Source organism: Arthrobacter sp. 10T416 (assembly GCF_056394165.1).
The window spans coordinates 117,353-143,834 of the sequence record NZ_JBFTHI010000002.1; the positions used below are offsets into that span (position 1 = coordinate 117,353).

The window sequence follows — 26,482 nt, forward strand, 5'->3', positions numbered from 1 at the left end:
GATCACAGCTCCTGGGCAAATCGGACGGAAAGTTTACGGAAGACCAGCTGGCCGACGAACAGGATGACCAGCGACACCCCGAGCGCCACGGGCGCCCAGACCGAGGCGAGCCCGTGCATCACGGGGGCCGCCGCCAGCTGGGCGGGGTTCAGCGTCGGGTACCAGAAGCCCCAGTGGAAGATTTCGACGGCTACGGTCATCGGGTTCAGCTGGTACAGGAAGAAGTACGGGCCGAGGGCCCGCTCAACCATGGTCCAGACGTAGAGCACGGGGGACGCCCAGGTCACGATCATCAGGATCATGTCCACGATGTTCTCGGAGTCGCGGAAGTAGACGTTGGCCGCGCCGAACAGGAGCCCCAGCCCGGTCGCGAGAATGCCGACAATGACGAAGGCCAGCACCACGGCCGCGAGCTGAAGGATGCTCGGCGCCCAGCCCGTAAGCAGGCAGGCACCGATCAGCACGACTGTTTGCGGCAGGAAGTGGATCGCTGAGACCAACAGCGTCGAGACCGGGAAGAGTTCGCGCGGCAGGTAGATCTTCCGGATCAGGTCCCGGTTGTCGACGATGGACCGCGTCGAATTGCCCAGGACCTCAACAAAGAAGTTCACCAGGATGATGCCGGAGAACAGGTAGATCGCATAATTCGGGGTGCTGCCCTGGAGGTTCAGGAAGATGCCGAGCGCCACAAAGTAGACGAGGAACTGCATCAGCGGCTTCACGTAGGACCACAGCAGGCCCAGGACCGACCCGCGGTAGCGGACCTTGATTTCCTTGCGCACGAGGAGCTTGAGCAGGAACCATTCGCGGAACACGTCCCGCAGTCCTCCCCCTTCGCCGGGGGTGGTCAGCGGCGAAACCGCTGTCCCGCCGCCGGATGGAGTGGCGGTCATATCTTCGCCTCTCCCCTTTCCTGGTCCTTGACGGCTACGGCCGCGAACGTTTCCTGCCATGTTTCCCGTCCGGTGAAGGCTGGGAGCGCCTCTTTGTACTTGCGGGCGTTGTTGTCCCACTCGGCCATCAGTTTCATGTGCAGCCGGACCGTGCGCAGGAGCATCGACCCGAAGGTCTTCCGGTCCCGCTTGTACCAGGAGGCGCCGCTGCCGTCGGAGGAGGACACCAGGGCCGAGTCCAGGGCGGCGAGCCGCCACCAGCGGGCTTCCGCTGCCGGGACGGAGACCTGCGGGTTGGTCATGGCCTCCTCGCGGACGGGCCGGAGCTGCCGCAGCAGTCCGGATGCGGCGCGGACCAGCGACTCGGCCACGTAGTTCGGCTCGTGGTCAGCGTCCACCTCGCCGGAGCTGAGGACCCTGGGGAACGAATGCAGGTCGGGGGTGATCCGTGCGTCGGTGAACCCGGAGCGGGTCTTGCGTACCCAGTCCAGCCTGTCCGCGATGGTGGCGTGCAGGTGGTCCGGTCCGCTGAGGACATCCTCAAGGGCCTTGAGCCGGACTTCGACAGCCGAGTACTGCATCGAAATGAGGTGCCGGACGTCCACCGCGATGCTTTCGAACGGCATCCGGCCGCCCTTCTTCCGCGGCGAGTGGCTGAGCGCGGCTACCCAGCGGTTGCGCTGGTGGTAGTAGGCCTGCCAGTCGATGGTGTCGTCTTTTTCGCTCCAGGGCATGTGCCAGACGGCGGCACCGGGCAGGGTGACCGTGCTGATGCCGTGTTCCTTGGCGCGGATGCCGTATTCGGCGTCGTCCCACTTGATGAAGACCGGGAGGGCATAGCCGACCTCTCGGACAATGGAGGTGGGGATCATGCACATCCACCAGCCGTTGTAGTCGACGTCGATCCGGCGGTGCATCCAGGGTGTGGTGCGCAGGTTGCTGGCGCCGAAGTCGTGGGCTTCCTTGGTGTTCACGGCGGGACGCCAGAAGTAGCGGACGTCGTCGACCTGCTCGCCGTAGGTGTGCAGCACCGACCGCTCGTACAGGTTGAACATGTGTCCGCCCACGATGGTGGGAGTCCTCGTGAAGTCCGCGAAGTTGACGGCGCGGAGGATGCCCTCGGTTTCGATGCTGACATCGTCATCGAGCAGCATGACGTACTTGCTGCGGCCATCCTTGAGCGTCTCGTCCATACCGCGCGAGAACCCGCCGGACCCGCCGATGTTGCCCTGCTCGATCACCTTGAGCCGGTCGCCGAGCACTGCCGCCTGCTCCTCGAACTGCGGCTGGGCGCGGACCTTGTCCGTGCCCTGGTCCACGAGGATGAAACGGTCCAGGATGTCGACGACGCCGGCGTCCCCGGCGAGGGTTCCGATGTGGCGCAGCGCGTAGTCGGGCCGGTTGAAGGTGGTCACCGCGATGGAGAGGGTGCCGGGCTCGAAGCCTTCGGGTTCCTGGACGGACCAGCCGGCGCTCTTGAGCGCCACCGGCGTCCCGTGGGCCACGAGGTCGAACCAGTACCAGCCGCCGTCAACGAAGGTCTTCAGCGGCAGGTCGAACGTCACCTCGCCGCCCTGTGAGGCGTGCGTGCTCTCCACCCGGTTCGCGGTGCCGCGGGGGCTGGAGCGGTAGACGATGACCGTTGCCTCGGCGTCGACGTCCACCGTCAGGCGGACGGATTCGACGGCGGTGTGGTTCCGCCAGTAGCTGGCGGGGAACGCGTTGAAATACGTGCCCAGCGACACCCGCCGGAACGCCGGCAGGGTCATGCTGTTGCGGCCGGTGATGAAGCCGGAGTGCTGGTGCGAGGTCGCGGGCGTGGTCGGCGGCGCCGAAATGCGGCCCCGGCGCAGGGCGCGCTTGGACAGCTGCACCACACGCTGGACCGGGTTGAAGTCGACGTAGAGCGGGAGGACGTCGGTGTCGCCGTCGACCGGCAGCACTACGCGGTGGACTGTCCGGAAGGGGCGCTGCCCTTCGGTCCGGGTCGAGTCGTCCACGGCTACGCTCATGCGTCCACTCCTCCGCTTTCAATCTTGGTTCCGGACTCGAAGTGCGGCCGGATCTTGTTCTCGAACATGGTCAGGGCCGAACCGATGGCCATGTGCATGTCGAGGTACTTGTAGGTCCCGAGGCGCCCGCCGAAGAGGACATCCTGCTCGGCAGCCGCGAGGTCGCGGTACTTGAGCAGCCGCTCACGGTCGGCGGAGGTGTTGATCGGGTAGTAGGGCTCGTCGCCCTTCTCCGCGGCGCGGGAGAATTCGCGCATGATGACGGTCTTTTCCGTCTGGTAGTCGCGCTCGGGGTGGAAGTGGCGCGGCTCGATGATGCGGGTGTACGCGACGTCGGCGTCGTTGTAGTTGACCACCGAGGTGCCCTGGAAGTCCCCGACGTCGAGCACTTCTTCCTCGAAGTCGATGGTGCGCCACGAGAGGTCACCCTCGGCGTAGTCGAAGTAGCGGTCCACGGGGCCGGTGTAGACCACGGGAATGTTGCCGACCACTTTGTCTTTGCTGTATTCGTGCGAGTCGTCGAAGAAGTCCGTGTTGAGCCGGACCTCGATGTTCGGGTGCTCGGCCATCTTCTCGATCCACGCGGTGTAGCCGTTGGTCGGCAGGCCCTCGTACTTGTCGTTGAAGTAGCGGTTGTCGTAGTTGTAGCGCACCGGGAGGCGGGAGATGATGCCGGCGGGCAGGTCCTTGGGGTCCGTCTGCCACTGCTTGCCGGTGTAGTGCTTGATGAACGCCTCGTAGAGCGGCCGGCCGATGAGCTGGATGCCCTTGTCGTTCAGGTTCTGCGGGTCCGTGCCGGCGAGCTCGCCGGCCTGTTCCTTGATCAGGTCCTGGGCCTGGCCGGGCGTAAGGTTCGCGCGGAAGAACTGGTTGATGGTGGCCAGGTTGATCGGCAGGGAGTAGACCTCACCCTTGTGGACGCCATAGACCTTGTGCACGTAGTTGGTGAACGTCGTGAAGCGGTTGACGTACTCCCAGACGCGGTCGTTCGAGGTGTGGAAGAGGTGGGCACCGTACCGGTGTACTTCGATGCCGGTCTGCTCCTCCTTTTCGCTGTAGGCATTACCGCCGATGTGGTGGCGGCGGTCGATGACAACAACCTTCAAGCCCAGCTCAGTGGCGGCCTGTTCTGCGATTGTCAGGCCGAAAAAGCCCGACCCTACGATGACGAGGTCAGCGGTCACAAAATCTCCTGGTTCGAATGTGGGCAGCGCAACGTTGTGCATTGTCTGCTGCTCTAGACTACCGAGGCTTTCGCCGGAGCCACGAATCGCGGCCGCGCCACGCTGGGCCGGCCCGGCACCCGGGAGCTGCCGCGCCGCGGGATTGCGGCCTTGGACGGAGGTACTTTTCCACATCCGGTCCTTTTCCACATGGCCGCCTTCCCGTGCCCGCCTGGCCGGGGTCCGTCCGTAGCGTGGAGGGGTAGTGCGGAGCCGGGCGTCCGACGGCGGCTGGGCCGCTGCGTGCAGGCCACGGCGTGCGGGAGTACTCAGAAAGGGGAAGTCCGGTGTTGCTGCAATGCACCCTTGTCCGGGGCCCGGGGGCGGCGCAGGCCACGGGGCCCGTGGAACTCACGATCGAACTGCCCGCAGGGTGCTCCGGGGCGGACGTCGAGGCTGCCATGGCCCGGCGCTTCGGGACCGGCATGTTGTCCGTGGCAGGGCTGCCCCTGGCCGGGCTGACCGCGGGTGCAGAACCTCTGGTGAACGGCGCGGTACTCGTTGACGGGGCCGGAGTGGTTGGCGGGGCCGGGACGGTCGATGGCTCGGGCGGGCCACTGTCCCATGACTCGGGACCGTCTGCCGGGCCACCCTTGCTGCTCGCCGTCCTGAGCGGCCCCGGCGCCGGAATGGTCCTCCCCCTGCGCCGGGGGCGCTACCGCGTGGGCCGCAGCGGAACGGAGCTCATCCTTCCGGATCCCGACCTGTCCCGCGAACACGCACAACTGGACGTCGGGCCCTCCGGCGTCATGCTCGCCGACCTTGGCAGCGCCAACGGAACAACCGTCGACGGCACACCGGTGGGCAGCGCCCGGGTCTCCAGCGATTCGGTCATCGGCTGCGGCCAGTCAACACTGGGCCTGATCGTTGGGAGTAGCCGCCGCGGGACCGCCGGCGAGGGAACGCCGGCGGCCCTGTCCGGGGCCGGCTCCGATACAACCGAACCGCTGCGGGTCCCGAGCCCCGGTGCGCCTCCCAACCGCGCTGCGCTCGTCCTCACTGCAGTCCTGCCGCTGGCGGTCGGCGTGGCATTGGCGGTCATAACGGGGATGTGGATGTTCCTTGCCTTCTCCGGGTTCTCGGCCGTCTCTGTCCTGGTCCCGGCCCTGTCGGGCCGGAGGCGCCGGCGCGAACTCGCGGCGGCGGTCGCTGCCGCCGCAGCAGCAGACGCTGCCCGCCGGCGCCGGGCCGCACCGCCCGCCGTCGACCTTCTCCTCAGCCCCGGGGCGCAGGCGGACGGCGACGACGAAGCCGAGGAGGCCGGGCCGGTGTGGCTGCGGCTGGGGCTGGCGCCGGGTATGGCGCGGATCCGGCTGGACCCGGATGATCCCAGCTTCCGGGCCCCGCCGCTCGGGGCCGTGCCGGTGTGCCTGAATCCCAACGCGTCCACCCGCGTTGGGGGTCCCGCCCGGGATGTCGCCGGGCTGGTCCGGTTCCTCGTTATGCAGCTAGCGGGCTATCCCAGGGCAGGGCGGACCCGGATACTGCTGCACGGGCCGCCCGACTCCTTGCCGCTCGCAGCACGGTTTCTTTCCCAGGTCTCCCTGTCCGCGGACGTCGCGGGAACCGCGGCCCGGGTTGCCGCCGGCCCGGGGGCAGGCTTCGACCGCGGCGTGCTGTTTGTGATGGCCGGGGCAGCAGACACCGGGTCCCTGTGTGCGACGGCGGCCCGTGCCGGCTGGCAGGTTCTGGATTGCTCCGCGTCATCCCCCGACGACTCATCCCCCGACGACGTTGGCCAGAGCGTCCTGCTGGCTGACCGCGGGGCGGTACTGGCCACCGGCGCCACCCGGACGCCTTTCACCCCGGATCTGGTCCCCACCGAGGTTTTCGACCGGTATTGCCGGCGCGCCCGCCGGCCACCGGGACCCGCCGGCGTCGCGGGGCGGATCCCCGATGTGTCCCTCCTCCCTGATCTCCTGCCCTTGTCGGCCGGCGGGATCCGGCAGAGCTGGGCCGCAGCACGCCGCGACCCCGGCGGAGGCCTGCCCGTTCCCGTTGGCCTGTCCGCGTCGGGACCAGTGCGTCTGGACCTGCAGGCCGACGGGCCGCACGTGCTGGTCGCCGGGACCACGGGCTCGGGCAAGTCGGAGTTCCTGCGGACCCTTGTTGCAGGGTTGGCCGCCACATATCCACCGGACGTCGTCAACCTGCTGTTCGTGGATTTCAAGGGCGGCTCGGGGCTGGGGCCTTTGACGGGACTGCCGCACTGCGTGGGCATACTGACGGACCTCTCCGTCCCCGACGTGGCGCGCAGCCTGGCGTCGCTGCGCGCCGAGGTGCGTTGGCGGGAGGAACTGCTGGCCGGGGCCGGTGTGCCCGATCTGGCGGCGTACCAGGTAAAAGCACGGCACCCGGCTCCCGGCTGCCCGCCGCTGCCGCACCTGGTCCTGGTGATTGACGAGTTCCGGATGCTGGTTGAGGACGCCCCCGCCGCGCTGGGCGAACTGATGCGGATCGCCGCCATCGGGCGATCCCTGGGAATACACCTGGTGATGGCTACCCAGCGTCCACAGGGGGCGCTTTCGGCCGACATCAGGGCCAACGTCACGAGCTCTGTAGTGCTGCGGGTCCAATCAGAGCTGGAATCCAGTGACATCATGAATTCCCGGCTCGCAGCGGCGATTCCGCTCAACCGCCCCGGCCGCGCCTACCTCGTCCGGGGCAGCGGAGCACCGGAGGGGTTCCAGACCGCCACCCTGGCACCTCCGCGGAACGGTCCCGGGGGCCGGGTGCAGATCTGGGAAACCGCGGCCCTGCTGGGGGCCGGGGCGGCCGATCTCCCTTCCGTCCCGGCTATGGGCGGACTCCCCAACCCCGCCGAAGCGGCAGCTCCCGTGGTTGAGCTGGCGTCCCGGCTATGGGCGGAGCAGGGCGGGCCGCTCCCCCGGCGTCCGGTCGCCCGCCCGCTGCCGGCGCCGTTGCCGTTTCCCCTCCGGCGGTCACGGCGGCCCGCTGCGTCCTCAGTGCCCGGCGTACTGCTGGGGCTGAGTGACGTGCCGGAGTTCCAACGGCTGCAGGAGCTGGAGTGGCTTCCGGGCAGCCACGGACACCTGGCGCTGATCGGCAGCACCGACGGCGGTACACCGGACAGCCCCTCGGGGACTGCCCGATCCGTGGCCGGACAGTTGTTGGACAGTACAAAGGAGTCCCACCTGTACATGCTCGACGCGAACGGTGCACTGGACTGCCTGGCGGACTCGCCCCGGGTCGGGGCCTGGGCGGGGCTTCATGAACTGCGGCGTGCCGTCCGGGTACTGGAGCGCGTGGCCGGGGAAATCCGCGTCCGGCTGGCTCCCCCGGGCACCGCCGACGCCCCGCCGCTGGTCCTGGTGCTGAACGGCTGGGGGTCGTGGGCGTCGGCGCTCCGCTCGGGTCCCCTGGCGTGGGCGGAGGACCTGGTCCATGACATCATCCGCGACGGGCAGGCGGCCGGGGTGACGGCCATCGTGTCGGGGGGACGAGAGCTGGTTTCCGCGCGGTTCTTCGCGGCCTTGCCGAATCGTGTCTTCTTCCCGGCCGGGTCGACGGAGGAGAGCCGGCACGGCTGGCCGCGGCTGCCGGACCTGGCGCCCGTCCCCGGCAGGGTCGCGGTGGCGGGGCCCTTCGCCGAACCCGCCCCGCACGCCGCCCAACTCTACGAACCGCCTTCCCCAGGCCCGTCCGGCCGCCGCTCCGCCCTCCCTGCGGACCGCAGGCCATTCCGGGTGGAGCCGTTGCCGGCCCGGGTGGGTGTGGCCGAAGTCCGGGCACGGGTCGTGGCGGCCGGCCCCAGCCCGGCATTCTCGGGTCCGGCGCTCGCTGAACCGGGGCCCCGGCTCTGGGTCGGGGTCGGCGGGGACGAACTCCTGCCCATGGCTGTCCCGTTCCCCTCCGGCCGCGCCCTTGCCGTCCTCGGCCGGGGCGGATCGGGGAAGAGCTCCCTGCTGCGGGCGTTGCCGGGCCTCAACCCGGGCCGGACGTGGCTACATCCGGGCGCGGGTCAGTCGCCGGACAGCTATTGGGCCGCCGTCCTCAGACGCGCCCTGGCCGGCGAACTCAAGGGTGACCTGATTGCACTGGCCGACGATGCGGACCTGGCCGGCCCGGAGACGAACCGGTACCTGGCGGAGCTCAACGGCCTGGGCTGGGCAGTGGTGCTGACCGCGGGATTCGGCCCGGGCGTCTTGCAGCGGGTGCCTCTGGCCCTGCAGGCCCGGGTCCACGGCATGGGGATCCTGATCGGCGCCCGAACCCCTGGCGACCCGGACCTCTTCGGGATCCGGCTCGAGCCGGAAGACAACCCGCCGCCGGGCCGCGCCGTTGTGGTGCTCGACGGCCGTCCCACGGCGGTGCAGTTGGCCGTGGAGGGCAGCCCTCCGGACGGGTCAAGAGGAACCGCGGCAGGCTTAAAAGGAACCGCAGCAGGCTTAGAGGGCGCGGCTTGAGTCGCCAGTCCGGGACGCGTAGGCGATGACGCGTTTGTCGAAGAGCAGCACAATCGCCACGACCGCCGGCACGAGCATTGCGAGGCCCGCCAAGGGGTAGCCGCCTGTGAGGGTCGGGAATCCGATGGTGAGCATAATCAGCTGCGCCACCAGCGCCCCGGACCGTGGCCACCGGTAGCCGCGGAACAGGAAATGGCCCACCGCGAAGAGGAAGGCCGAAAAAGCCAGTAGCAGGCCGAAAGTAAAGACGGCACCCCAGAACGACAGGACGGGAGCCCCGGTCAGGAGTTGGAAGCCGTACCAGACGGCGGCCACCAGCAATGCCGTGGCCTCAAGGGCCGTAATGAGTGCGATGACGGTGGCTCCGGCGGGGCGCCCCGCGGGACGGGGCCCCGGCTCACCGGCCTGCGGCTCGGCGGGATCGGCGGGGTTCACTGGGGGTCTTGACACACTGGCACACTACCGGACATAGTCGAACAGAATTGGGGGTTCCGCCAGCCAATGTGACGCATCGCTCACGATTTGGCGGGATTCGTACGGCAAATACCCCTTGTTTACACAGCGTTAACATGACACGCTTAATCCAGATGACCGAGGGGGCCCACAGGCCCCTTTTCTTATGAAGCCTCTAGTGAATAATTTCACAAACGGCATTTAACGAATTCCCAGGAATGGAGTTACTGATCAGCATGGATTGGCGTAACCGCGCAGCGTGCCTTGACAAGGACCCGGAACTTTTCTTCCCCGTCGGAAACACCGGCCCTGCCCTCCTGCAGATCGAAGAAGCCAAAAGCGTCTGCCGGCGCTGTCCTGTGGTGGACACCTGCCTGCAGTGGGCTCTTGAATCCGGCCAGGATGCCGGCGTCTGGGGTGGCATGAGCGAGGACGAGCGCCGCGCCCTCAAGCGCCGCGCAGCGCGTGCCCGCCGTGCCTCCTGATTCTCCGCCTTCGGGCAACAGATGATGGCCTCGGACCAACTGGTCCGGGGCCATCATCTTTTAAGCGGCCCTGAACTGAGGCCGCGGCGGAACGCCCAAGGGGCGTGCCGGCTCAGCGTGAGGCGAGGCTCAGGACCACCTGGACGGCGGTGCCGCCGCCTTCGCGGGGCTTCCAGGCAATGCTGCCGCCCAGTTCGCTCGTGACCAGGGTGCGGACGATTTGCAGCCCCAGGCCCTCGGTGTAGGACCCGGCGGGGAGCCCGACGCCGTCGTCCGCCACCGTGACGGTCAGCAACTCGTCCCCGTCCTCGCTTTCCGAACGGTCGGCCAGCAGCCAGACCGTCCCGGCCCTGCCTTCCAGGCCGTGCTCGACGGCGTTGGTCACGAGTTCGTTGATAACCAGTGCCAGCGGCGTCGCGAAGTCACTCGGCAGTTCGCCAAACAGCCCGGAGCGCTGGGTCTTGACCTGCTGGGAGGGCGAGGCGACCTCGGCGGACAGCCGGAACTGGCGTCCGATCAGCTCGTCGAAGTCGACGCTCTGGGTCAGGCCCTGCGACAGCGTTTCATGGACCAGGGCGATCGTCGCGACCCGGCGCATTGCCTGCTCGAGTCCCTGCTTCGCCTCGTCGCTGACCATCCGGCGGGACTGCATGCGCAGCAGTGCCGCCACGGTCTGCAGATTGTTCTTCACGCGGTGGTGGATCTCGCGGATGGTGGCGTCCTTCGTCACCAGTTCCATCTCGCGCCGGCGCAGTTCGGAGACGTCCCGGCAGAGCACCAGCGCACCGAAGCGCTGCTGCTCATCGCGCAGCGGGATGGCACGGAGCGAGAGGCTCACGCCGCGGCTCTCTATTTCACTGCGCCACGGCATCCGCCCGGTGACCACCAGCGGCAGGGTCTCATCCACCATCCGCCGGTCCCGCAGCAGCCCGGCCGTGACCTCGGCCAGCGAACGGCCCTCCAGTGATTCGCCGTCGCCGAGCCGGCGGAAAGCGGAGACCCCGTTGGGGCTCGCGTACTGCACGATCCCCTCGGCGTCGAGCCGGATCAGGCCGTCGCCGACGCGGGGGGCGCCCCGGCGCGACCCGGTGGGCGAGGCAAAGTCCGGCCAGAGCCCCAGGGTGCCCATCCGCAGCAGGTCGTAGGCGCATTGGCGGTAGGTCAGTTCCAGCCGCGAAGGCATCCTGGAGCTGGAGAGATCCATGTGCGAGGTGACGACGGCGAGCGTACGGCCGTTGCGGACCATGGGCACCGCCTCCACCCGCATCGCCATGTCACTGCTCCAGTTGGTTTCGTTGGAGCGTTCAATGGTGCGGCTTTCCCAGGCCTTGTCGACAAGTCGCTTCAGGTCCGAGCGGATCCCCTCCCCCACGAAGTCGGCGTGGAACACCGTGTGCGTGGTGGAGGGGCGGACGTGGGCGAGTGCCACATAGCCCAGTTCGGGGTGCGGGAACCACAAGGCGAGGTCGGCGAAGGCAAGGTCCGCGACCATCTGCCAGTCCCCCACGAGCAAGTGCAGCCACTCGGCATCCCCCGGCCCGAAATCAGCATGCTCCCTGATAGGGTCCGTAAAGATTGCCACAGCACCTCCATTTGCGACGCGGGGGGCCGGCAGCCCCTAGCGTCGGACGATTGACCTCAAGAGCCTCAATGCTACCGAGAGTGAGGCCATGTCATCGGCTTCGAGCGCGTTGACCTCGTCAAACATGCTCTTGGCCCGCCCCAGCTGCTCCACGTTCTGGCCCTCCCAGGCCACAAGCCGCTCCTCCGCGGGCATATCCGCCGGCGTGGCCTCGAGGACCGCCGTCGTCATGTCCGAGATGGTGGAGTAGAGGTCATCACGCAGGGCCGCACGGGCCAGGGCCTGCCAGCGGTCCTTCCGGGGCAGCTTGGTGATGCGCTCCAGCAGGGAATCGGCGTGGAACCGGTTGAAGACCGTGTAGTAGACGTGCGCGATGTTCTCCACCGGCTCCGGGCTGACGTGGACGATCTTGGCGATGTCCAGCAGGACGAAGCTCTCGAACAGCTCGGCCCAGCGGTGCGCCAGGTCCTCGGGCAGCTCCCAGCTCCGTGCCTTCTCGAGCCACTGCGCCACCCGCTCGCGGTCATCCCCGCGCAGGTAGTCCAGCAGCCGTGCCCGCATCGGATCCATCAGCGGCTTGAACTCGGCCACAATCTCAGCGATCGGCCGTGCCGCGTTGCCCTGGCTCAGGACCCAGCGGACCGCACGGTCCAGGAGCCTGCGGATGTCCAGGTGGACGGTGCTCCAGTGTTCGGTCGGGAACGATGCCGGCAGCTCGTTGAGCTCGGCCACCATAATGTCCAGTTCGTAGACCTCGCGGAGGGCAACGAACGCCTTCGCGACGGCGGCCTCGGTGGCCGAGGTCTCCTCCATGGCCCGGAACGCGAACGTAATGCCGCCCATGTTGATCATGTCGTTCGCGACAACCGTCGCGATGATCTCCCGGCGCAGCGGGTGCGTGTCCAGTTCGGCGTCGAAGCGTTCCCGGAGCTGCTTCGGGAAGTACGCGCGCAGCGTGTCCCGGAACCACGGATCGGTCGCGAGGTCGCTGTCCCGCAGCGCCGTCGCGAGTTCGATCTTGGCGTAGGCGGCCAGCACCGAAAGTTCCGGCGAGGTCAGCCCCTGGCCCTGTTCCAGCCGCTCGCGCAGCGTGTCGGTGGTGGGCAGCGCCTCCAGTTCACGCTTGAGGTCGGCGGATTTCTCCAGCCAGTCCATCAGGCGCTCGTAGCTGGGGCTCCATTCGGCAACCCGCATGCGGTCGTTGAGCAGCAGGATGTTCTGGTCGATGTTGTCCTCGAGGACCAGGCGCCCCACCTCGTCGGTCATCGAGGACAGGAACTCGGCGCGTTCGGCCGAGGCAAGCTTGCCGGCGGCCACCATCCGGTCCACGAAGATCTTGATGTTGACCTCGTGGTCGGAGCAGTCAACGCCCGCGGAGTTGTCGATGGCGTCCGTGTTGAGGATGACGCCCTGCAGCGCGGCTTCGATCCGGCCCCGCTGGGTCATACCCAGGTTGCCGCCTTCGCCCACAACCTTGACCCGCAGTTCGCGGCCGTCCACGCGGATGGCGTCGTTGGCCTTGTCGCCAACTTCGGCGTTGGTCTCGGTGGAGGCCTTGACGTAGGTGCCGATGCCGCCGTTGTAGAGCAGGTCGGCGGGTGCCAGCAGGATCGCGCGGAGCAGCTCCGGCGGGCTCAGCCGGGTGGTGCCCTCAGGCAGCCCCAGGGCAGTCCGCACCTGCGCGGAGACCGGGATGGATTTGGCCTGGCGGGCAAAGACGCCGCCGCCTTCGCTGATCAGGGACTTGTCGTAGTCGTCCCAGGAGGAACGGGGCAGGTCGAAGAGCCGCTGCCGTTCCGTGAAGGAGGCTGCCTCGTCCGGGTTCGGGTCGAGGAAGATGTGCCGGTGGTCGAACGCGGCGAGCAACCGGATGTGCTTGGAGAGCAGCATGCCGTTGCCGAAAACGTCGCCGGACATATCGCCGACGCCGACGACGGTGAACGGCTCGGTCTGCGTGTCCAGGTCCAGTTCGCTGAAGTGGCGCTTGACCGACTCCCACGCGCCGCGGGCGGTGATGCCCATGGCTTTGTGGTCGTAGCCGACGGAGCCGCCGGAGGCGAACGCGTCGCCCAGCCAGAAACCGTATTCGGCGGCGAGGCCGTTGGCGATGTCGGAGAACGATGCCGTCCCCTTGTCCGCCGCGACCACAAGGTAGGAGTCGTCGTCGTCGTGCCGGACGACGTCGGACGGCGGCACCAGGGTTTCACCTTCCGGGCTGGTGACCAGGTTGTCGGTGATGTCCAGCAGGCCGCGGATAAAGGTCTTGTAGCTTTCAATGCCCTCGGCCATCCAGGCGCCGCGGTCTGCCGCGGGATCCGGAAGCTGCTTGGCGAAGAATCCGCCCTTGGCGCCGGTCGGGACGATGACGGCGTTCTTGACGGTCTGCGCCTTGACCAGGCCTAGGATCTCGGTGCGGAAGTCCTCGCGCCGGTCAGACCAGCGGAGACCACCGCGGGCCACCTTGCCGAAGCGCAGGTGCACACCCTCGACGCGGGGCGAGTAGACCCAGATCTCGAACATCGGCCGCGGGAACGGCAGGCCCTCGATGCCGGAGGGATCCAGCTTGAAGCTGACGTGCGTTTTGTTCTGGTAGAAGTTGGTCCGGAGCGTGGCCTGGATCAGGTTCTTGAACGTCCGCAGGACGCGGTCGGCGTCGAGTGTGGCCACCTGTTCGATCGCGGTGTCCAGTGCGGCGCGGACCTCTGCCTGGCGCTCTTCGCGGGCACCGGGTGCCACCGCCGGGTCGAAGCGGGCGGCGAACAGTGCGTTCAGCCCGCGGGTGACCTCCGGGTTGGCCAGCAGGGTGTCGGCCATGAACTCGAAGGAGTTGGTGTTGCCCATCTGCCGCATGTACTTGGCGTAGGCGCGCAGCACAATGACCTGCCGCGAGTGCATGCCTTCGCGGAGCACCAGCCGGTCGAAGCTGTCCGACTCCACGGCGCCGGAGACAGCGGCGCCGAAGGATTCTCCGAGCAGCGCTCCGGTACCCACCGGGTCCACCCCGGCCGGGTACTTGAGGCCAAGGTCGTAGAGGAAGAAGTCGCGGTGGTCGGACGTTTCGATTTCGAAGGGCCGCTCGTCCAGGACCTCAAGGCCCAAGTTGTGGAAGTACGGCAGGATCTGGCTCAGGCTCTTGGGCTCGAGCATGTAGAGCTTGACCCGGGCATCCTCCTCGAGGGTGGCGCCGGCGCCGTCGGGCAGGTAAACGTGCACGCCGGGCTGTTCGCCGGCCGCCTCCCCGGCGCGTTCGGCTGCGGCGCCGTACTTCTCGAAACGGGCGATGTCTTCGAGGGCGTCTTCAACCTCGTAATCCACGCGGTAGCTGGCCGGGAATGCCTCGGCCCACACGGCGGCGAGTTCCTTCGCCCCGTTCTCCCCGTCGGCGCCGGCGCGGGCGCGCAGGACTTCGCCGATGCCTTCACTCCAGGACCGGGCCGCGCGGACCAGGCGCTTCTCCAGCTCGTCGCTGTTCACGTGGCTGACGTCGGCGTCCTTGGGCAGGCGGATCCGGAAGAACAGCCGGGCGAGGGCGGATTCCGTCATCCGCGCTTCGTAGTCGATGGAGACGGCGTCGAAGGTCTCGCGGAGTTCCTTCTCGATGCGCAGCCGGACATTGGTGGTGTACCGGTCGCGGGGCAGGTACACCAGCGCGGACATAAACCGTCCGTAGATGTCGGGCCGGAGGAACAGCCGGGTCCGGCGGCGTTCCTGCAGCCGCTGGATCCCGGTGGTGATCGCTGCGAGGTCGGGGACCTCGATCTGGAAAAGCTCATCGCGCGGGTAGGTCTCGAGGATGCCGAGCAGGTCCTTGCCGGAGTGTGAGTCCGGCGGGAACCCGGCATCGCGCAGTACGGCGTCGACCTTTTCGCGGACCACCGGGATGTCCCGCACGGAACCGGCGTACGCCGTGGTGGCGAACAGGCCGATGAAGCGCCGTTCGCCGTTGACGTTGCCCGCAGCGTCGAAGCTCTTCACGCCGATGTAGTCCAGGTACGCCGAGCGGTGCACCGTGGAGCGGGAGTTGGCCTTGGTGATGACCAGTGCGCTCTTCTCGCGGGCCTTCTTGCGGCCGGTTTCGGTGAGGTGCTGGATCTGGTGGCGGGTGTCGGCGCCGTCGCGGAGCAGGCCCAGGCCGCTGTCCTCGCGCAGTTCCAGCACGTCTTCGCCGGACTCGGTGGTCAGGTCGTACTCGCGGTAGCCGAGGAACGTGAAGTTGCCGTCGTCCAGCCAGCGGAGCAGCTCCTGGGCTTCCCGGAGCTCGGCGATCTGGGCCGGGTTGGCGACCTTGTCGAGGTCATCGGCGATGGCGTGGGCGCGGTTGCGCATCTTCGGCCAGTCCTCGACGGCGGCACGGACATCGCCCAGGACCCGGGACAGCCCCTCGATGAGCTGCTCGCGCTTGGCGTCATCAACCCGCGCGATTTCCACGGCGATCCAGGATTCCATGTGCGAGGCGTTGTCGCCCTGCGCAATGAGGTGGGACAGGTTGGGCATCGCGGCCGTGTCACCGCTGGAGATGCCCAGGTGGGAGGGGACCCGCGAAACCTTGACCAGCCGGCCGGTTTCGCGGTTGCGCGAAACGACGAAGAGGGGGTGGATCACCAAGTGGATCGGGGACTTCTGCCGGACCAGTTCGGCATTGACCGAGTCCACCAGGAAGGGCATGTCGTCCGTGACGATGTAGATGACGCTGGACTCGGCCTCGTCCGCGATCACAATGTTGGCCACGCCCGGCTGCCGGACGGCGGCTGCCTCCAGATGGGCCTGGGACCTCGCGGTCAGGACGTCGGTGCCGTAAGCGCTGGCGTCCTCCTCGGCGAGGTGCTCGTAGTAGTCCCCGAAGTACCCTTCACCGGCACCAATCGAAACGGGTTGATCCTCCACGCTGGACCCAGACGACATCGACAAACGCCTCCATCAAAAAGTTCATGGCCGCACCGTTGCAGCCCTCATGGCGAGCCTAGTCTCTTAGCCGGGCCTTTGCTGTGGAAGAAAGAACAGAGGATTTTCGATTTCGCTGGACAGGTGCACAAACCATATTTCGGATGGCCTGACGAAGGGCCGATTCGGGGGCGCTTTCGAGCAGCAGGGACCCGGCCAGCAGGGCCGAGTCGCAGGCGGCCGGATCGGCCGGAAGGAAGGCCGAGACGGGGTCCGCTGGGCCGTACCGTGCCCATGCGTCGCGCAGCTGGCGTTCCGGTGAGCGTCCGACGGCGGCCGCCCGCACCTTGTTCAGGGCCACGCGCGGGGTGGCCTGCGGGACCGCTGCGGCGAGCTCGGCCAGGCCGCGCACCAGCCGCGGCACGCCGACCGGATCGGCCGCGCCGACCGCATAGACCGTGTCCGCCATTTCAAGGCTGCACAGCGTCGCGGCGTTCCGGCGCGGGGCCATCGAATCGAAGCCAAGATCCTCGTCGGCTTCGAGGCAAAACCCGGCGTCGATCACGGTCACGTCGGCAATTTCGCGGGCGCGGCCGTAGACCAGGGCTAGCGCCGCCGGACGCAGTTCGGTCCAGCGATCGGCCCGGGTGATGCCGGTGAGGACCCGGAAGGCTCCGGCGCGGGTGGTGACCGGGAAAGCGATCCGGAGCAGCGCGGCGCCGTCGAGCAGTCCCTGGTCGGCCAGCCGGCACGCCTGGGCGAGTCCGGCGGCCTCATCCAGCAGCCCGAGGAACGCAGCGACGCTGGCGCCGTAACTGTCGGCATCGACCAGCAGGACCGACTTTCCCTCCGCCGCCAGCTCGCCGGCGATATTGGCCGCCACCGTGGTCCGCCCGGGCGATCCGGCCGGGCCCCAGACCGCGATGATCCGTCCCGTTCCCAGTCCGCCGGCGTTGGCTGCACCCTCGGCCGCGAGCGGCGGGACGGCGTCGGCCGCGGCACCCGGGGTGGTCACCGGCCGGTCCCCGGCGAGCCGCGCCACCGCGGCCGCAATGAGGTCAGCAAGCTCGGCGGCCGCCACTGCCGGGTCTTCGGCGCTCACGCCAATTCCCCGGAGCCTGGCGGATTCGTCGGGCTGGTCGGTCAACGCCACCACGGCGACGCCCACGGCGGCGAGCCGGTCCACCAGCGAGGCGGTCAGCTCGCCGCTGCCTTCGGCCACAACGGCGGCCCTGGCGAGGCCGGTCTGGCATGCGGCCAGCAGCTCGGCAAGTTCACCGCAGCGACGAACCACAGTCACCGGGCCGTGCAGCCGTTCCAGGCCGCCCACCAGGTCATCACGGGTCTGGCCCACCGTCACCACCGGGATCCCCATCAGCGGGCACCACCGGGGTTCCAGACGACGGAAATTTTCGCCTTGTTCGCCTGCGCTCCGAGAAGCTTCGGCATTTGTGCGTCCGGGACCAGCACCATCACGACGGTGGACCGCTGTGATCCGAGGGCGCTGCTTCCCGGGGTGAGCTGGGCAATTTCGGCCCCCGCGAGGAGCAGGACAGGTTCGCTGAAGCCGTTCCGGGCGTCCGGCAGGGCCACCCAGACATCGACGCGCGAGCCTGCGACGGCCTGCGGCGGGAGGGCCTCATCAATGGTGACGGCGACGGGTTTACGGTCCAGCGCGTCCACCCTGCCGAAGCTTTCCCGCGGGAGCAGCTGGTCCTTGCCGATGCGCTGGACCGCCACCAGGCCCTCCGGCAACCCCGATTCCGGGGTGAAATAGAGCTGTTCGACGTCGCCCAGCCTGACCTTGACCCGGTGGAGTTTGTCGGCCGTCAGGTTCTCCCCGACGGCGATCGGCTCGCTGGCGGCAAAGGTCTCCGTGGTCTGGTCCGCGGCGGCCACAAGCGATACGACGCCGACGACGGAGGCCAGAACCAGCAGGATGCCCACAAGAAGCCGAGGGTCCTTCCAGGATGGCTTCTTCAGCCGGGCACCGCTTGCCTCCGGGCTCACACTCATGCGTCCAGTCCCCCCTCGTCGCAGCCCGGGCGCGGTGCCGGACACCCCCATTGTCACGAATTGGCGGTCGCTCGGGAAGATGTCGAAGCAAACTGCGGCACTATGTGGATAACGGCCCCAAACGCGGCTAACAGTGGCAAAATGGTGCCATGCCCCGATTCCTGACCCTGGCGGACGTAGCCGAGCAGTTGCAGATTAACTCCCCCGCTGCCTACGCGCTGGTACGGAGTGGTCAGCTCAAAGCCATTCAGGTGGGGGGACGCGGCCAGTGGCGGGTCGAGGAGACCATGCTGGAGCAGTACATCCAGGAACGGTACGCCGAAGCCAGCCGCATGATCGACGAGGCCAAGGCCAAGGGCCGCTGAACCGCTCGCCCGGCTAGGCCCCCGCAACCCGGCTACGCCACACGGGCGGACCTCAACCCTGCCAGGGCCCCGAACGGAATGGTCACCACGGCGCTGACATTTCCGGACCGTCGCTCCTCCCCTGGTCCTGTGACCGCTAAGTCCAGGAAGTCGCGGCCGACCCTGTCGATGAGCCCGTGCAGCACGGATTCGTCCGCGGCCCCGCGGGACACCATCACGGCCAGGGACGCACGGTCCCGGGCCAGGCCCCGGAGGGCACTGGCCAGTCCGAGCCGTTGCCGCACGATCGATCCCGCTCCGACGGCCAGCCGGGAGAGGCCGGCGTAGTGCGCGGCGGAGGCGTAGGGAATCAGCAGCTGGTGCCGTTCCTCGTCCAGGACCAGCCATTCCGAGCCTGCGTGGCTCAGGATGCCCTCGTGGATCCTGCCGGACCCCAGGTGGACGCCGATCCTGGTCCCTAGGGACCCCCTCAGCCGGTCCGCCAGTTCGATGTTTGCGGCCTCCACCCGCGCCCGTTCACCGATTTCGACGTCGAGGTCGGCGCGCTCGGCGGCCGCCAGTTGTGCTTCCAGGTCTGCAAACAGGGCGTCCCAACGCATGGCGCCAGCGTAGGCGGGGCCCCGATTCCGGTCAATCCACAGGATCCCTGAAACTCTGGACAAAACAGTTCCAATGGGAGCAGACTCAGTCTAAAGCCATCAAAAAGCATCAAACAGCATCAAACGTCGCATGCTTGCCGTTGGTGAGAGTGCATCCGCGAGCAACCACCCAAAGGAGGCGGTTATGAAGAGCAGTGAGTTGTCAGTCATCGGCCGGCAGCACAGGCTCGGAGCCGATGCCCTCATGGCGGTTGCCATTCTGGGACTGGGCGCTTTCCTTGCCTGGTCCGGCGCCGGGCTGGGCCGCCGGTTGCAGGCCTCGGCCGCGCGGGGCCAGTCGTTGTCCTTCGAGGACCACCTCGGAGTCGCGGCGAACACCACAGGCCTGATCATCGTCGTTTGGTGGGCCCTCACGTTCGCCATCGCGATGGTGGCCGCGTTGCTGGAGCGCCAGGGCAGCTCCGGAGCCGCGGCTGTGGCCGGAAAATTCAGCCCGGCCTTTATGCGCCGACTCGCCCTCGCCGCCGTCGGCCTCCAGCTGGTTACAGCCCCGCTGGCCCATGCCGGCACGGGCCCGGCCGCCCCGGAAGTTGCACCGCCGCCCGCAATCTCCGCCGCCTGGCTCCCCACAGGGGAAGTCCCGTCACCACCGCCGACTGTCCCGGGTACGGTCCCTCCCGCGCTTGGCCTCGATCCGCACTGGACCCCGGCGCCGCCAGCCGTGGATCCCGGCCCGCTGGCACCTCGCCAGTTCCGCTCCCCGGCGGAAAGCCAAGCCAGCATCACAGTCCGGGCAGGCGACTCCCTGTGGAGCATCTGCGCAGCGGAGCTGGGGCCCCTCGCGTCCGACCTCGACATCGCCCTGGCGTGGCCGCGGCTCTACCAGGCCAACCGCGCCGTCATCGGCACCGATCCGGGACTGCTGCTGCCCGGGCAGGTCCTCCGCCTGCCCGTTACTCCCTGACCGCGTCGCCTGACCTGATCAACCACCAGCTGACACCAACCAGTAAAGGAAGACCCATGAGCTCCACTGCCGCCCTCCGCGCAGGCTCCGTCATCCAACTTCCGACGGCGCCGCGGCCCAGTCAGGCGCGGCCTCCTGCAGCCCAGCCTTCCGGACCCCTGCCTCCCGGGCCGCGGAACACCGCTGACGGCCGGCCCCCTGCCCTGCGGGTGGTCGATGAGGACCGTGACGTGTGCGCGTTCTGCCGGTCTACCGTGCAGGCTGCCGTGGAGGTCCTCGCCGGCACGCGTCCCGCGCAGCAGCTCTCCCGCCGGCTGGACGAACGCTGCATGGCGGCCCTGCAACACCGGGCTGCGCTGACCCGCCGTGTGGCCTCCGGCCCCTCCCCCACGGCCGGTCGGCTGCACCGGAATCCGTGCGTGCGCTCCGTGCGAGCCTGCCGGGTGTCGGAGGACGTCTACGAGGCAAGCGCCGTGGTCTCGGACGAGCTTCGTGTCCGGGCCGTCGCCCTCCGGCTCGAACGCAGCAGGCTCGTGTGGCGGGTGACCGTGCTTGAGATCGGGTGACGTTGCGCCGGAACCCGGGAAAGGAGGAGGCAACAAAAAGCGGGGCCGGAACAGTTCGTTCCGGCCCCGCTTCGGCGCTCAGGAAAAGTCCCGGCGGCTGCTAGCGGTTCCTAGCGGCGCTTCTTCTTGTTGGCGCGGCGCGGCGGCTCCTGCGCTGCGGCCTTCGCCGGGTTGCCGGAGCGGCCCGAAGACTTGGCCTCGACCCGGGTCTGCGCTGCGCCGTCCTCGCCCGGCGCCGTGTACTGCAGCGTGGCGGGCTTCTCCGGCGCTTCCAGTCCGGCGGCATGGATCTGCGGTTCGACGTGCTCGGTGTGCTGGCCCGCGGCGTCGTCCACCACAACGTCCTGCGCCGGGGTCACCTCGACCTCCAGGTTGAACAGGAAGCCCACGCTTTCCTCGCGGATCGCTTCCATCATCGCCTGGAACATGGTGAAGCCTTCACGCTGGTACTCGACCAGGGGATCGCGCTGGGCCATGGCCCGCAGGCCAATACCTTCCTTGAGATAGTCCATCTCGTAGAGGTGTTCCTGCCACTTGCGGCCGATCACGGACAGGACCACACGGCGCTCGAGTTCGCGCATGCTCTCGGAGCCGATCATCTCTTCACGGGCCTGGTAGACCAGGCGGGCGTCGGAGAGGATCTCTTCCTTCAGGAACTCCACGGTAATCCGCGATTTCCCGCCGGCTTCATCGATCACGTCGCGGGGCGAGAAGCTGACCGGGTAGAGCGTCTTCAGGTTCGTCCACAGCAGGTTGAAGTCCCAGTCGTCACCGGTGCCCTCGGCCGTGGCCTCGTCGATGAAGGCGGTGATCGTGTCTTCGAGGAAGTACTGGACCTTCTCGTGCAGGTCGTCGCCTTCGAGGATCCGGCGGCGGTCGCCGTAGATTGCCTCGCGCTGGCGGTTCAGGACGTCGTCGTACTTCAGGACGTTCTTGCGCTGTTCGGCGTTGCGTCCCTCCACCTGGCCCTGGGCCGAGGCGATAGCCCGGGAAACCAGCTTGGATTCGAGGGCGACGTCGTCGGGCACGGAGCTGCTCATCAGCCGCTCGGCGGCGCCGGAGTTGAACAGACGCATCAGGTCGTCCGTCAGCGACAGGTAGAAGCGGGATTCACCCGGGTCGCCCTGTCGGCCGGAGCGGCCGCGGAGCTGGTTGTCGATGCGGCGGGACTCGTGTCGCTCGGTTCCCAGGACGTAGAGGCCGCCGAGGTTGAGGACCTCCTCGTGCTCATCCTTGACGGCCTGCTTCGCCGCTTCGAGGGCGTCGGGCCACGCGGCCTCGTATTCCTCGGAATTCTCCTCCGGATCGAGCCCGCGCTTGGCGAGTTCGGCGACGGCGGTGAATTCGGCGTTGCCGCCGAGCATAATGTCGGTACCGCGGCCGGCCATGTTGGTCGCGACCGTCACGGCTCCCTTGCGGCCGGCCTGGGCCACGATCGAGGCTTCACGGGCGTGGTTCTTGGCGTTCAGGACCTCGTGGCGGACGCCTTCCTTGGCCAGCAGCCGGGACAGGTATTCGCTCTTCTCCACACTGGTGGTGCCCACGAGGACCGGCTGCCCGTTTTCGTGCCGTTCGGCGATGTCCTTGACAACGGCGTCGAATTTGACGGTCTCGTTCTTGTAGACCAGGTCGGCCTGGTCGATGCGCTGCATGTCCCGGTTGGTGGGGATCGCGACGACGCCGAGCTTGTAGGTGCTCATGAATTCGGCGGCTTCGGTTTCGGCGGTACCCGTCATGCCGGCCAGCTTGTCGTACATGCGGAAGTAGTTCTGCAGGGTGACCGTGGCGAGCGTCTGGTTCTCGGCCTTGATCTCGACGCCTTCTTTGGCCTCGATCGCCTGGTGCATGCCCTCGTTGTAGCGGCGGCCGGCCAGGATGCGGCCCGTGTGCTCGTCCACGATCAGGACTTCGCCGTCGAGGATGACATAGTCCTTGTCCCGCTTGAACAGTTCCTTGGCCTTGATGGCGTTGTTCAGGAAACCGATGAGCGGGGTGTTGGCGGACTCGTAGAGGTTGTGGATGCCGAGGTAGTCCTCGACCTTCTCAATGCCGGCCTCGAGGACACCAACGGTGCGCTTCTTCTCGTCGACTTCGTAGTCCGTGTCGGGCTGAAGCCGCAGGACCACCTTGGCGAACTCGCTGTACCAGCGGTTCGTGTCGCCCTGGGCCGGGCCCGAAATGATAAGCGGGGTCCGGGCCTCGTCGATGAGGATGGAGTCCACTTCGTCGACGATGGCGAAGTTGTGGCCGCGCTGGACCAGCTCGGACTTGTCCCACGCCATGTTATCGCGCAGGTAGTCGAAGCCGAACTCGTTGTTGGTGCCGTACGTGATGTCCGAGGCGTACTGTTCACGGCGGACAGCCGGATCCTGGTTGGACAGGATGCAGCCGCTGGTCAGGCCCAGGAACCGGTAGACGCGGCCCATCAGGTCCGACTGGTACTCGGCGAGGTAGTCGTTCACCGTGATGACGTGGACGCCCTTGCCGGCGAGGGCGTTGAGGTAGGCCGGCGCGGTCGCGACCAGGGTCTTACCTTCACCGGTCTTCATTTCAGCGATGTTGCCCAGGTGCAGGGCGGCGCCGCCCATCAGCTGGACATCGAAGTGGCGCATGCCGAGGGTCCGGGACGACGCTTCACGGACAGCAGCGAAGGCCTCCGGCAGCAGGTCATCGAGCTTTTCGCCGTCGACGTGGCGGGCACGGAGACGGTCCGTCTCTTCGCGCAGCTCTGCGTCGGTGAAGGTCTTGAAGGAGCTTTCCAGGGCATTGATGGAATCGGCATAGTTCCGCAATTGCCGCAGGGTTTTTTTGTCACCCGTACGGAGAAGTTTTTCGATAAGTGATGCCACGTGAAATTGCTCCCAGTCTCAAGCTGCCGAATTCCGGCGTGTTTAGTCTACGGGAGAGACGCAGGGCGGGACGCGCCTGTTCCCTCAGAGCGGATGCAGTCCGGCCACGGCCCGCCCGAGCGCCGGTGCCAGGTCCCCCACGGGGGCTACAACGACCCGGTCCAGCTCCAACCACTCTGCCATGAGCTGCAGTTCTTCGGCGAGTTCGACGGCGGTATCCGCCGGCGCGCCGGGCTCGGCGTGACTGGCCCGGGCAAGGAGGCTCCCCGCCGCGCGGTCAGCTTTGAGATCCACGCGGGCAACGATTTCGTCCCGCAGCAGGAACGGCAGCACGTAGTACCCGTACCGCCGTTTTGCCTCCGGCGTGTAGATCTCGATCCTGTAGTGGAATCCGAAGAGCTCCTCCAGCCGGCGGCGCTCAAAGACAAGGGAATCGAACGGGCTCAGCAGTGCCCGGCCGTTGGCCGCGCGGGGCAGCCCGGCGTCGGCGTGGCGGTAGAGGGGCCGGTTCCAGCCCGCCACCGTGACCGGTTCCAGGCGTCCGTCCTCCACGAGCTGCTCGACGGCAAGGGCGGCGTCACGCTGTGGGGTCCGGAAGTAGTCGGCGAAGCACCGGACGGTGCCGATCCCGTGGGCCTGCGCCGCGGCGTCGATAAGCCGGAGCATCGCTCCGGCCGCATCAGGTTCCGGGCCGGCGCCGGCCATGCCCTCGGCCGAGGGGGCCAGGATCCGGGAGGTCAGCGTATAGCGGCGCTCGAACGAGTCCGTCCGGGACGCGGCGGAGACCAGCCCTTCCTCGAACAGGTGCTCAAGGACCCTCTTGACGGCGTTCCAGTTCCAGCCCCAGTTGTCCTTGGGCCGTTCCTCGGTGTGACCCAGCCGGGCCGTGAGTTCCGCGGCCGTCAGGGGCCGGCCCGAGGCCAGGGCCGCCAGGACCCGCTGGGCCACCTCGCTGCGCAACTCCGGGTCCATGGCGTGCGCGCCGACCCATTTGCGGCGCTGCCACTGCACTAGGTCCTGGAAGTGCTCGGGGCGGATGAAGCTCGCTTCGTGGGCCCAGTACTCCATCATCCGGCGCGGGTGGGTGCCCGCCATCCGGTTCAGGATGGACCGGTCGTAGTTGCCGAGCCGGGAGAAAAACGGGAGGTAGTGGCTGCGGGAGAGCACGTTGACGGAATCAATCTGGACCAGGTGCAGCCGGGCAAAGGTCCGGCCCACCGCCCGTGCGCTCACGGGTGCGGTGGGCCGGACCTTGTCCAATCCCTGGGCTGCCAGTGCGATCCGCCGGGCCTGCTTGAGGCTCAGCGATGCGGGCACGTCATTCCCTTCGTCGAATGGTCACCAGCTCACGCGCTGGCCGGCTCATCCTCTGAACGATAGGCGATGATCTTCTCCTCCAGGGCCGCCGCGCCGGGCTCGCACGTCTGGTCCAGGCTGATCACACCGTACGTCCAGCCTTCACGGCGGTAAACGACCGACGGGGCCTTCGTCTCCTTATCCACGAACAGGTAGAAATCGTGGCCTACAAGTTCCATATTGTCGACGGCGTCGTCGAGCGTAAGGGAGGAGGCGGGGAACACCTTGCGGCGGATCAGTACGGGCGAATCGCCGGCCGGGATGTCGTTCTCGACGTCGTACGGCGACTTCTCGGCCGCCGGCGACTGTGGTGCCCGGCTGGCTTCCTCGTAGATGGGCTCGCTGGTGCTGGCCGGCTCCAGGGTAGCCGTGGCCTCGGTGACCGACTTCGGCGTGTGCCGGCCGTGGTGGACCTTCTTGCGGTCCTTGGCCCGGCGCAGCCGCTCGAGAAGCTTGTTGTAGGCCAGGTCGAAAGCCGCAAACTTGTCCGCCGCGCTGGCCTCTGCACGGATCACGGGGCCGCGCCCCAGCACGGTCAGCTCAACAGTGAGCAGTTCTGCCGTCTGCCGGGCTTTGGTCTCCTTGGAAACCTTGGCGTCCACCCTCTGGACCTTGTCCCCCAGTGATGCGATCTTCGAGATCTTCTCGTCGGCGTATTCGCGGAACCGGTCCGAGACTGTCAAGTTGCGACCGCTGATCATGAACTCCATGGTGCCCTCCAAATGACTTCGGTGACACGACAGCGGCACTTCCGGGGGCTTGTCTGACGGACAGTCGAGCCCCTTTCCGAGCCGCTATCGACAGGTACATCTGTTCTTGGTACCCATGTTCGACGTTAGTTCATAGGCCCCTGTTATTCATCTCTTTTTGGTTTATTTTTTTCCTTTCCTCCGGCGTTCCGCGCCATGTCGAGGGCGGACGCCGCAAAGTCGCCATGAGCCGGCGGGCGTGTCGCAGCGAGCACGACGGCGCCGCGCACCAAAGCCCCCGCGGCACGTAGCGCACGCGCTGCCTCGGACAGTGTGGCACCGGTGGTCAGGACGTCGTCCACCACAATGCAGGGCCGGCCGGAGAGTGCCACCCGGCCGAAAGTTCGCCTGGCCCGCATGGAACCGCGCACCCGTCGTGACCGGGCCACGCGGTCCAGGCCCTTTTGCCCGCCGCGCCAGCTTGCCGTGGATCCGGCGGCGGGAAGTCTGCCGAGGGGCCGTGACTGGCGGAGCACGTCGGCGACCTCGGCTCCGGCGAGGCCGGGGTGCGGCCCGGCGCGGGCAAGGAGGAGGTGGACGGGGCTGAATCCGCGGCGCCGGAAGGCGGCGGCGCTGGTGGGCACCGGCACCAGCAGGAGCCCCTGGGTCCGCCCCGCCGCCGCGGCGACGGCTGCGGCGAGTGCCCTGGCCAGTTCAGTCCCCAGTTGGCGCTGGCCATGCCTCTTGAAGGACAGGAGGGCCTGGGCCAGCTCGCCGCGGTATACCCCGGCTGCTACCACCGGCAGCAGGACGGATCCGTCCATGTCCATCAGGGCCGGGGCCCGGCCCTCGGCCCGGAACGGACGCCGGGTCAGTTGCCGGAGCTGGTGGGCGCAGACGGCGCAGATCGTCTTGTCCTCGGCACCGCAGCAGACGCATTCCACCGGCGCGGCCAGGGCCAGCAGTTCTGCGGCGGCAGCGCTTGTCCGGTCCGCCAGCCGGGCAGCCCAGCCGGCGTGTTCGGCACGGTGCTTCGAGGCCGGTACTTCCGGCGCGAGGTCGGGGTCGGGGCGCGGGTGCCTGCTCATGTTCCAAGCGTGGCCGCCACGGGCTTCCTCAGGG

General features: G+C 68.0%; 18 protein-coding genes. 5 read left to right on the forward strand and 13 right to left on the reverse strand.

Annotated features, from left to right (window positions below; genetic code table 11):
* Positions 1-2 precede the first annotated feature (2 nt).
* Genes AC1DBE_RS04465 through glf form a run of 3 tightly spaced genes read right to left on the reverse strand, consistent with a single transcriptional unit; the run spans position 3 to position 4,089 of the window.
* A complete protein-coding gene (locus tag AC1DBE_RS04465; RefSeq protein WP_476879606.1) occupies positions 3-893 on the reverse strand; it encodes an ABC transporter permease in 891 nt (296 codons plus the stop codon).
* Positions 890-2,905, reverse strand: coding sequence for a glycosyltransferase (locus tag AC1DBE_RS04470; RefSeq protein ID WP_476969734.1), 2,016 nt, complete (start codon positions 2,903-2,905; stop codon positions 890-892). The genes AC1DBE_RS04465 and AC1DBE_RS04470 overlap by 4 nt, the downstream gene beginning before the upstream one ends.
* The gene (glf, locus tag AC1DBE_RS04475; RefSeq protein ID WP_476879608.1) at positions 2,902-4,089 is read right to left on the reverse strand and encodes a UDP-galactopyranose mutase; all 1,188 of its coding nucleotides are present in this window, start codon (positions 4,087-4,089) and stop codon (positions 2,902-2,904) included. Before glf ends, AC1DBE_RS04470 begins: the two co-directional genes overlap by 4 nt.
* A gap of 326 nt (positions 4,090-4,415) precedes the next feature.
* On the opposite strand from glf, the gene AC1DBE_RS04480 reads away from it, so the two are divergent.
* Positions 4,416-8,555, forward strand: a complete 4,140-nt coding sequence (locus AC1DBE_RS04480; RefSeq protein ID WP_476969735.1) for an FtsK/SpoIIIE domain-containing protein — start codon at positions 4,416-4,418, stop codon at positions 8,553-8,555.
* On the opposite strand, the gene AC1DBE_RS04485 is transcribed toward AC1DBE_RS04480, so the two are convergent.
* Complete coding sequence (locus AC1DBE_RS04485; RefSeq protein ID WP_476969736.1) at positions 8,538-9,005, reverse strand: hypothetical protein; 468 nt, start codon at positions 9,003-9,005, stop codon at positions 8,538-8,540. The two genes, AC1DBE_RS04480 and AC1DBE_RS04485, sit on opposite strands and share 18 nt — an antisense overlap.
* 239 nt (positions 9,006-9,244) lie before the next feature.
* On the opposite strand from AC1DBE_RS04485, the gene AC1DBE_RS04490 reads away from it, so the two are divergent.
* Positions 9,245-9,493, forward strand: a complete 249-nt coding sequence (locus AC1DBE_RS04490) for a WhiB family transcriptional regulator (protein WP_003804966.1) — start codon at positions 9,245-9,247, stop codon at positions 9,491-9,493.
* A 112-nt stretch (positions 9,494-9,605) separates the two neighbouring features.
* On the opposite strand, the gene AC1DBE_RS04495 is transcribed toward AC1DBE_RS04490, so the two are convergent.
* Genes AC1DBE_RS04495 through AC1DBE_RS04510 form a run of 4 tightly spaced genes read right to left on the reverse strand, consistent with a single transcriptional unit; the run spans position 9,606 to position 17,972 of the window.
* Positions 9,606-11,075 carry a sensor histidine kinase gene (locus AC1DBE_RS04495; RefSeq protein WP_476879783.1) on the reverse strand — a complete coding sequence of 490 codons (1,470 nt, stop codon included), beginning with the start codon at positions 11,073-11,075 and terminating at the stop codon, positions 9,606-9,608.
* A 36-nt stretch (positions 11,076-11,111) separates the two neighbouring features.
* Complete coding sequence (locus AC1DBE_RS04500; protein ID WP_476969737.1) at positions 11,112-15,977, reverse strand: NAD-glutamate dehydrogenase; 4,866 nt, start codon at positions 15,975-15,977, stop codon at positions 11,112-11,114.
* Between the two features lie 58 nt (positions 15,978-16,035).
* Complete coding sequence (locus AC1DBE_RS04505; protein ID WP_476903038.1) at positions 16,036-17,331, reverse strand: CpaE/TadZ family protein; 1,296 nt, start codon at positions 17,329-17,331, stop codon at positions 16,036-16,038.
* On the reverse strand, positions 17,331-17,972 hold the full coding sequence (locus AC1DBE_RS04510; protein WP_476903039.1) for a CpaB family protein: 642 nt from the start codon (positions 17,970-17,972) through the stop codon (positions 17,331-17,333). The genes AC1DBE_RS04505 and AC1DBE_RS04510 overlap by 1 nt, the downstream gene beginning before the upstream one ends.
* Positions 17,973-18,121: 149 nt before the next feature.
* On the opposite strand from AC1DBE_RS04510, the gene AC1DBE_RS04515 reads away from it, so the two are divergent.
* A complete protein-coding gene (locus AC1DBE_RS04515; protein WP_441402321.1) occupies positions 18,122-18,337 on the forward strand; it encodes a helix-turn-helix domain-containing protein in 216 nt (71 codons plus the stop codon).
* Positions 18,338-18,369: 32 nt separating this feature from the next.
* On the opposite strand, the gene AC1DBE_RS04520 is transcribed toward AC1DBE_RS04515, so the two are convergent.
* A complete protein-coding gene (locus tag AC1DBE_RS04520; protein WP_476880479.1) occupies positions 18,370-18,936 on the reverse strand; it encodes a hypothetical protein in 567 nt (188 codons plus the stop codon).
* 184 nt (positions 18,937-19,120) lie between these two features.
* Here AC1DBE_RS04520 and AC1DBE_RS04525 point away from each other — a divergent pair, with 184 nt between their 5' ends.
* On the forward strand, positions 19,121-19,900 hold the full coding sequence (locus AC1DBE_RS04525; protein WP_476880478.1) for a LysM peptidoglycan-binding domain-containing protein: 780 nt from the start codon (positions 19,121-19,123) through the stop codon (positions 19,898-19,900).
* Positions 19,901-19,956: 56 nt separating this feature from the next.
* Positions 19,957-20,466: an Rv3235 family protein gene (locus tag AC1DBE_RS04530; protein ID WP_476880477.1), complete on the forward strand. Its 510-nt coding sequence runs from the start codon at positions 19,957-19,959 to the stop codon at positions 20,464-20,466.
* Positions 20,467-20,576: 110 nt separating this feature from the next.
* Here AC1DBE_RS04530 and secA read toward each other — a convergent pair whose 3' ends face one another.
* The 4 genes from secA to AC1DBE_RS04550 all read right to left on the reverse strand — a co-directional run bounded on the left by secA (position 20,577) and on the right by AC1DBE_RS04550 (position 26,448).
* A complete protein-coding gene (gene secA, locus AC1DBE_RS04535; RefSeq protein WP_476969738.1) occupies positions 20,577-23,315 on the reverse strand; it encodes a preprotein translocase subunit SecA in 2,739 nt (912 codons plus the stop codon).
* An 84-nt stretch (positions 23,316-23,399) separates the two neighbouring features.
* On the reverse strand, positions 23,400-24,632 hold the full coding sequence (locus AC1DBE_RS04540) for a winged helix-turn-helix domain-containing protein (RefSeq protein WP_476969739.1): 1,233 nt from the start codon (positions 24,630-24,632) through the stop codon (positions 23,400-23,402).
* Positions 24,633-24,661: 29 nt separating this feature from the next.
* A complete protein-coding gene (gene hpf / locus AC1DBE_RS04545) occupies positions 24,662-25,381 on the reverse strand; it encodes a ribosome hibernation-promoting factor, HPF/YfiA family (RefSeq protein ID WP_476903042.1) in 720 nt (239 codons plus the stop codon).
* A gap of 143 nt (positions 25,382-25,524) precedes the next feature.
* On the reverse strand, positions 25,525-26,448 hold the full coding sequence (locus AC1DBE_RS04550; protein WP_476969740.1) for a ComF family protein: 924 nt from the start codon (positions 26,446-26,448) through the stop codon (positions 25,525-25,527).
* Between the last annotated feature and the right edge of the window lie 34 nt (positions 26,449-26,482).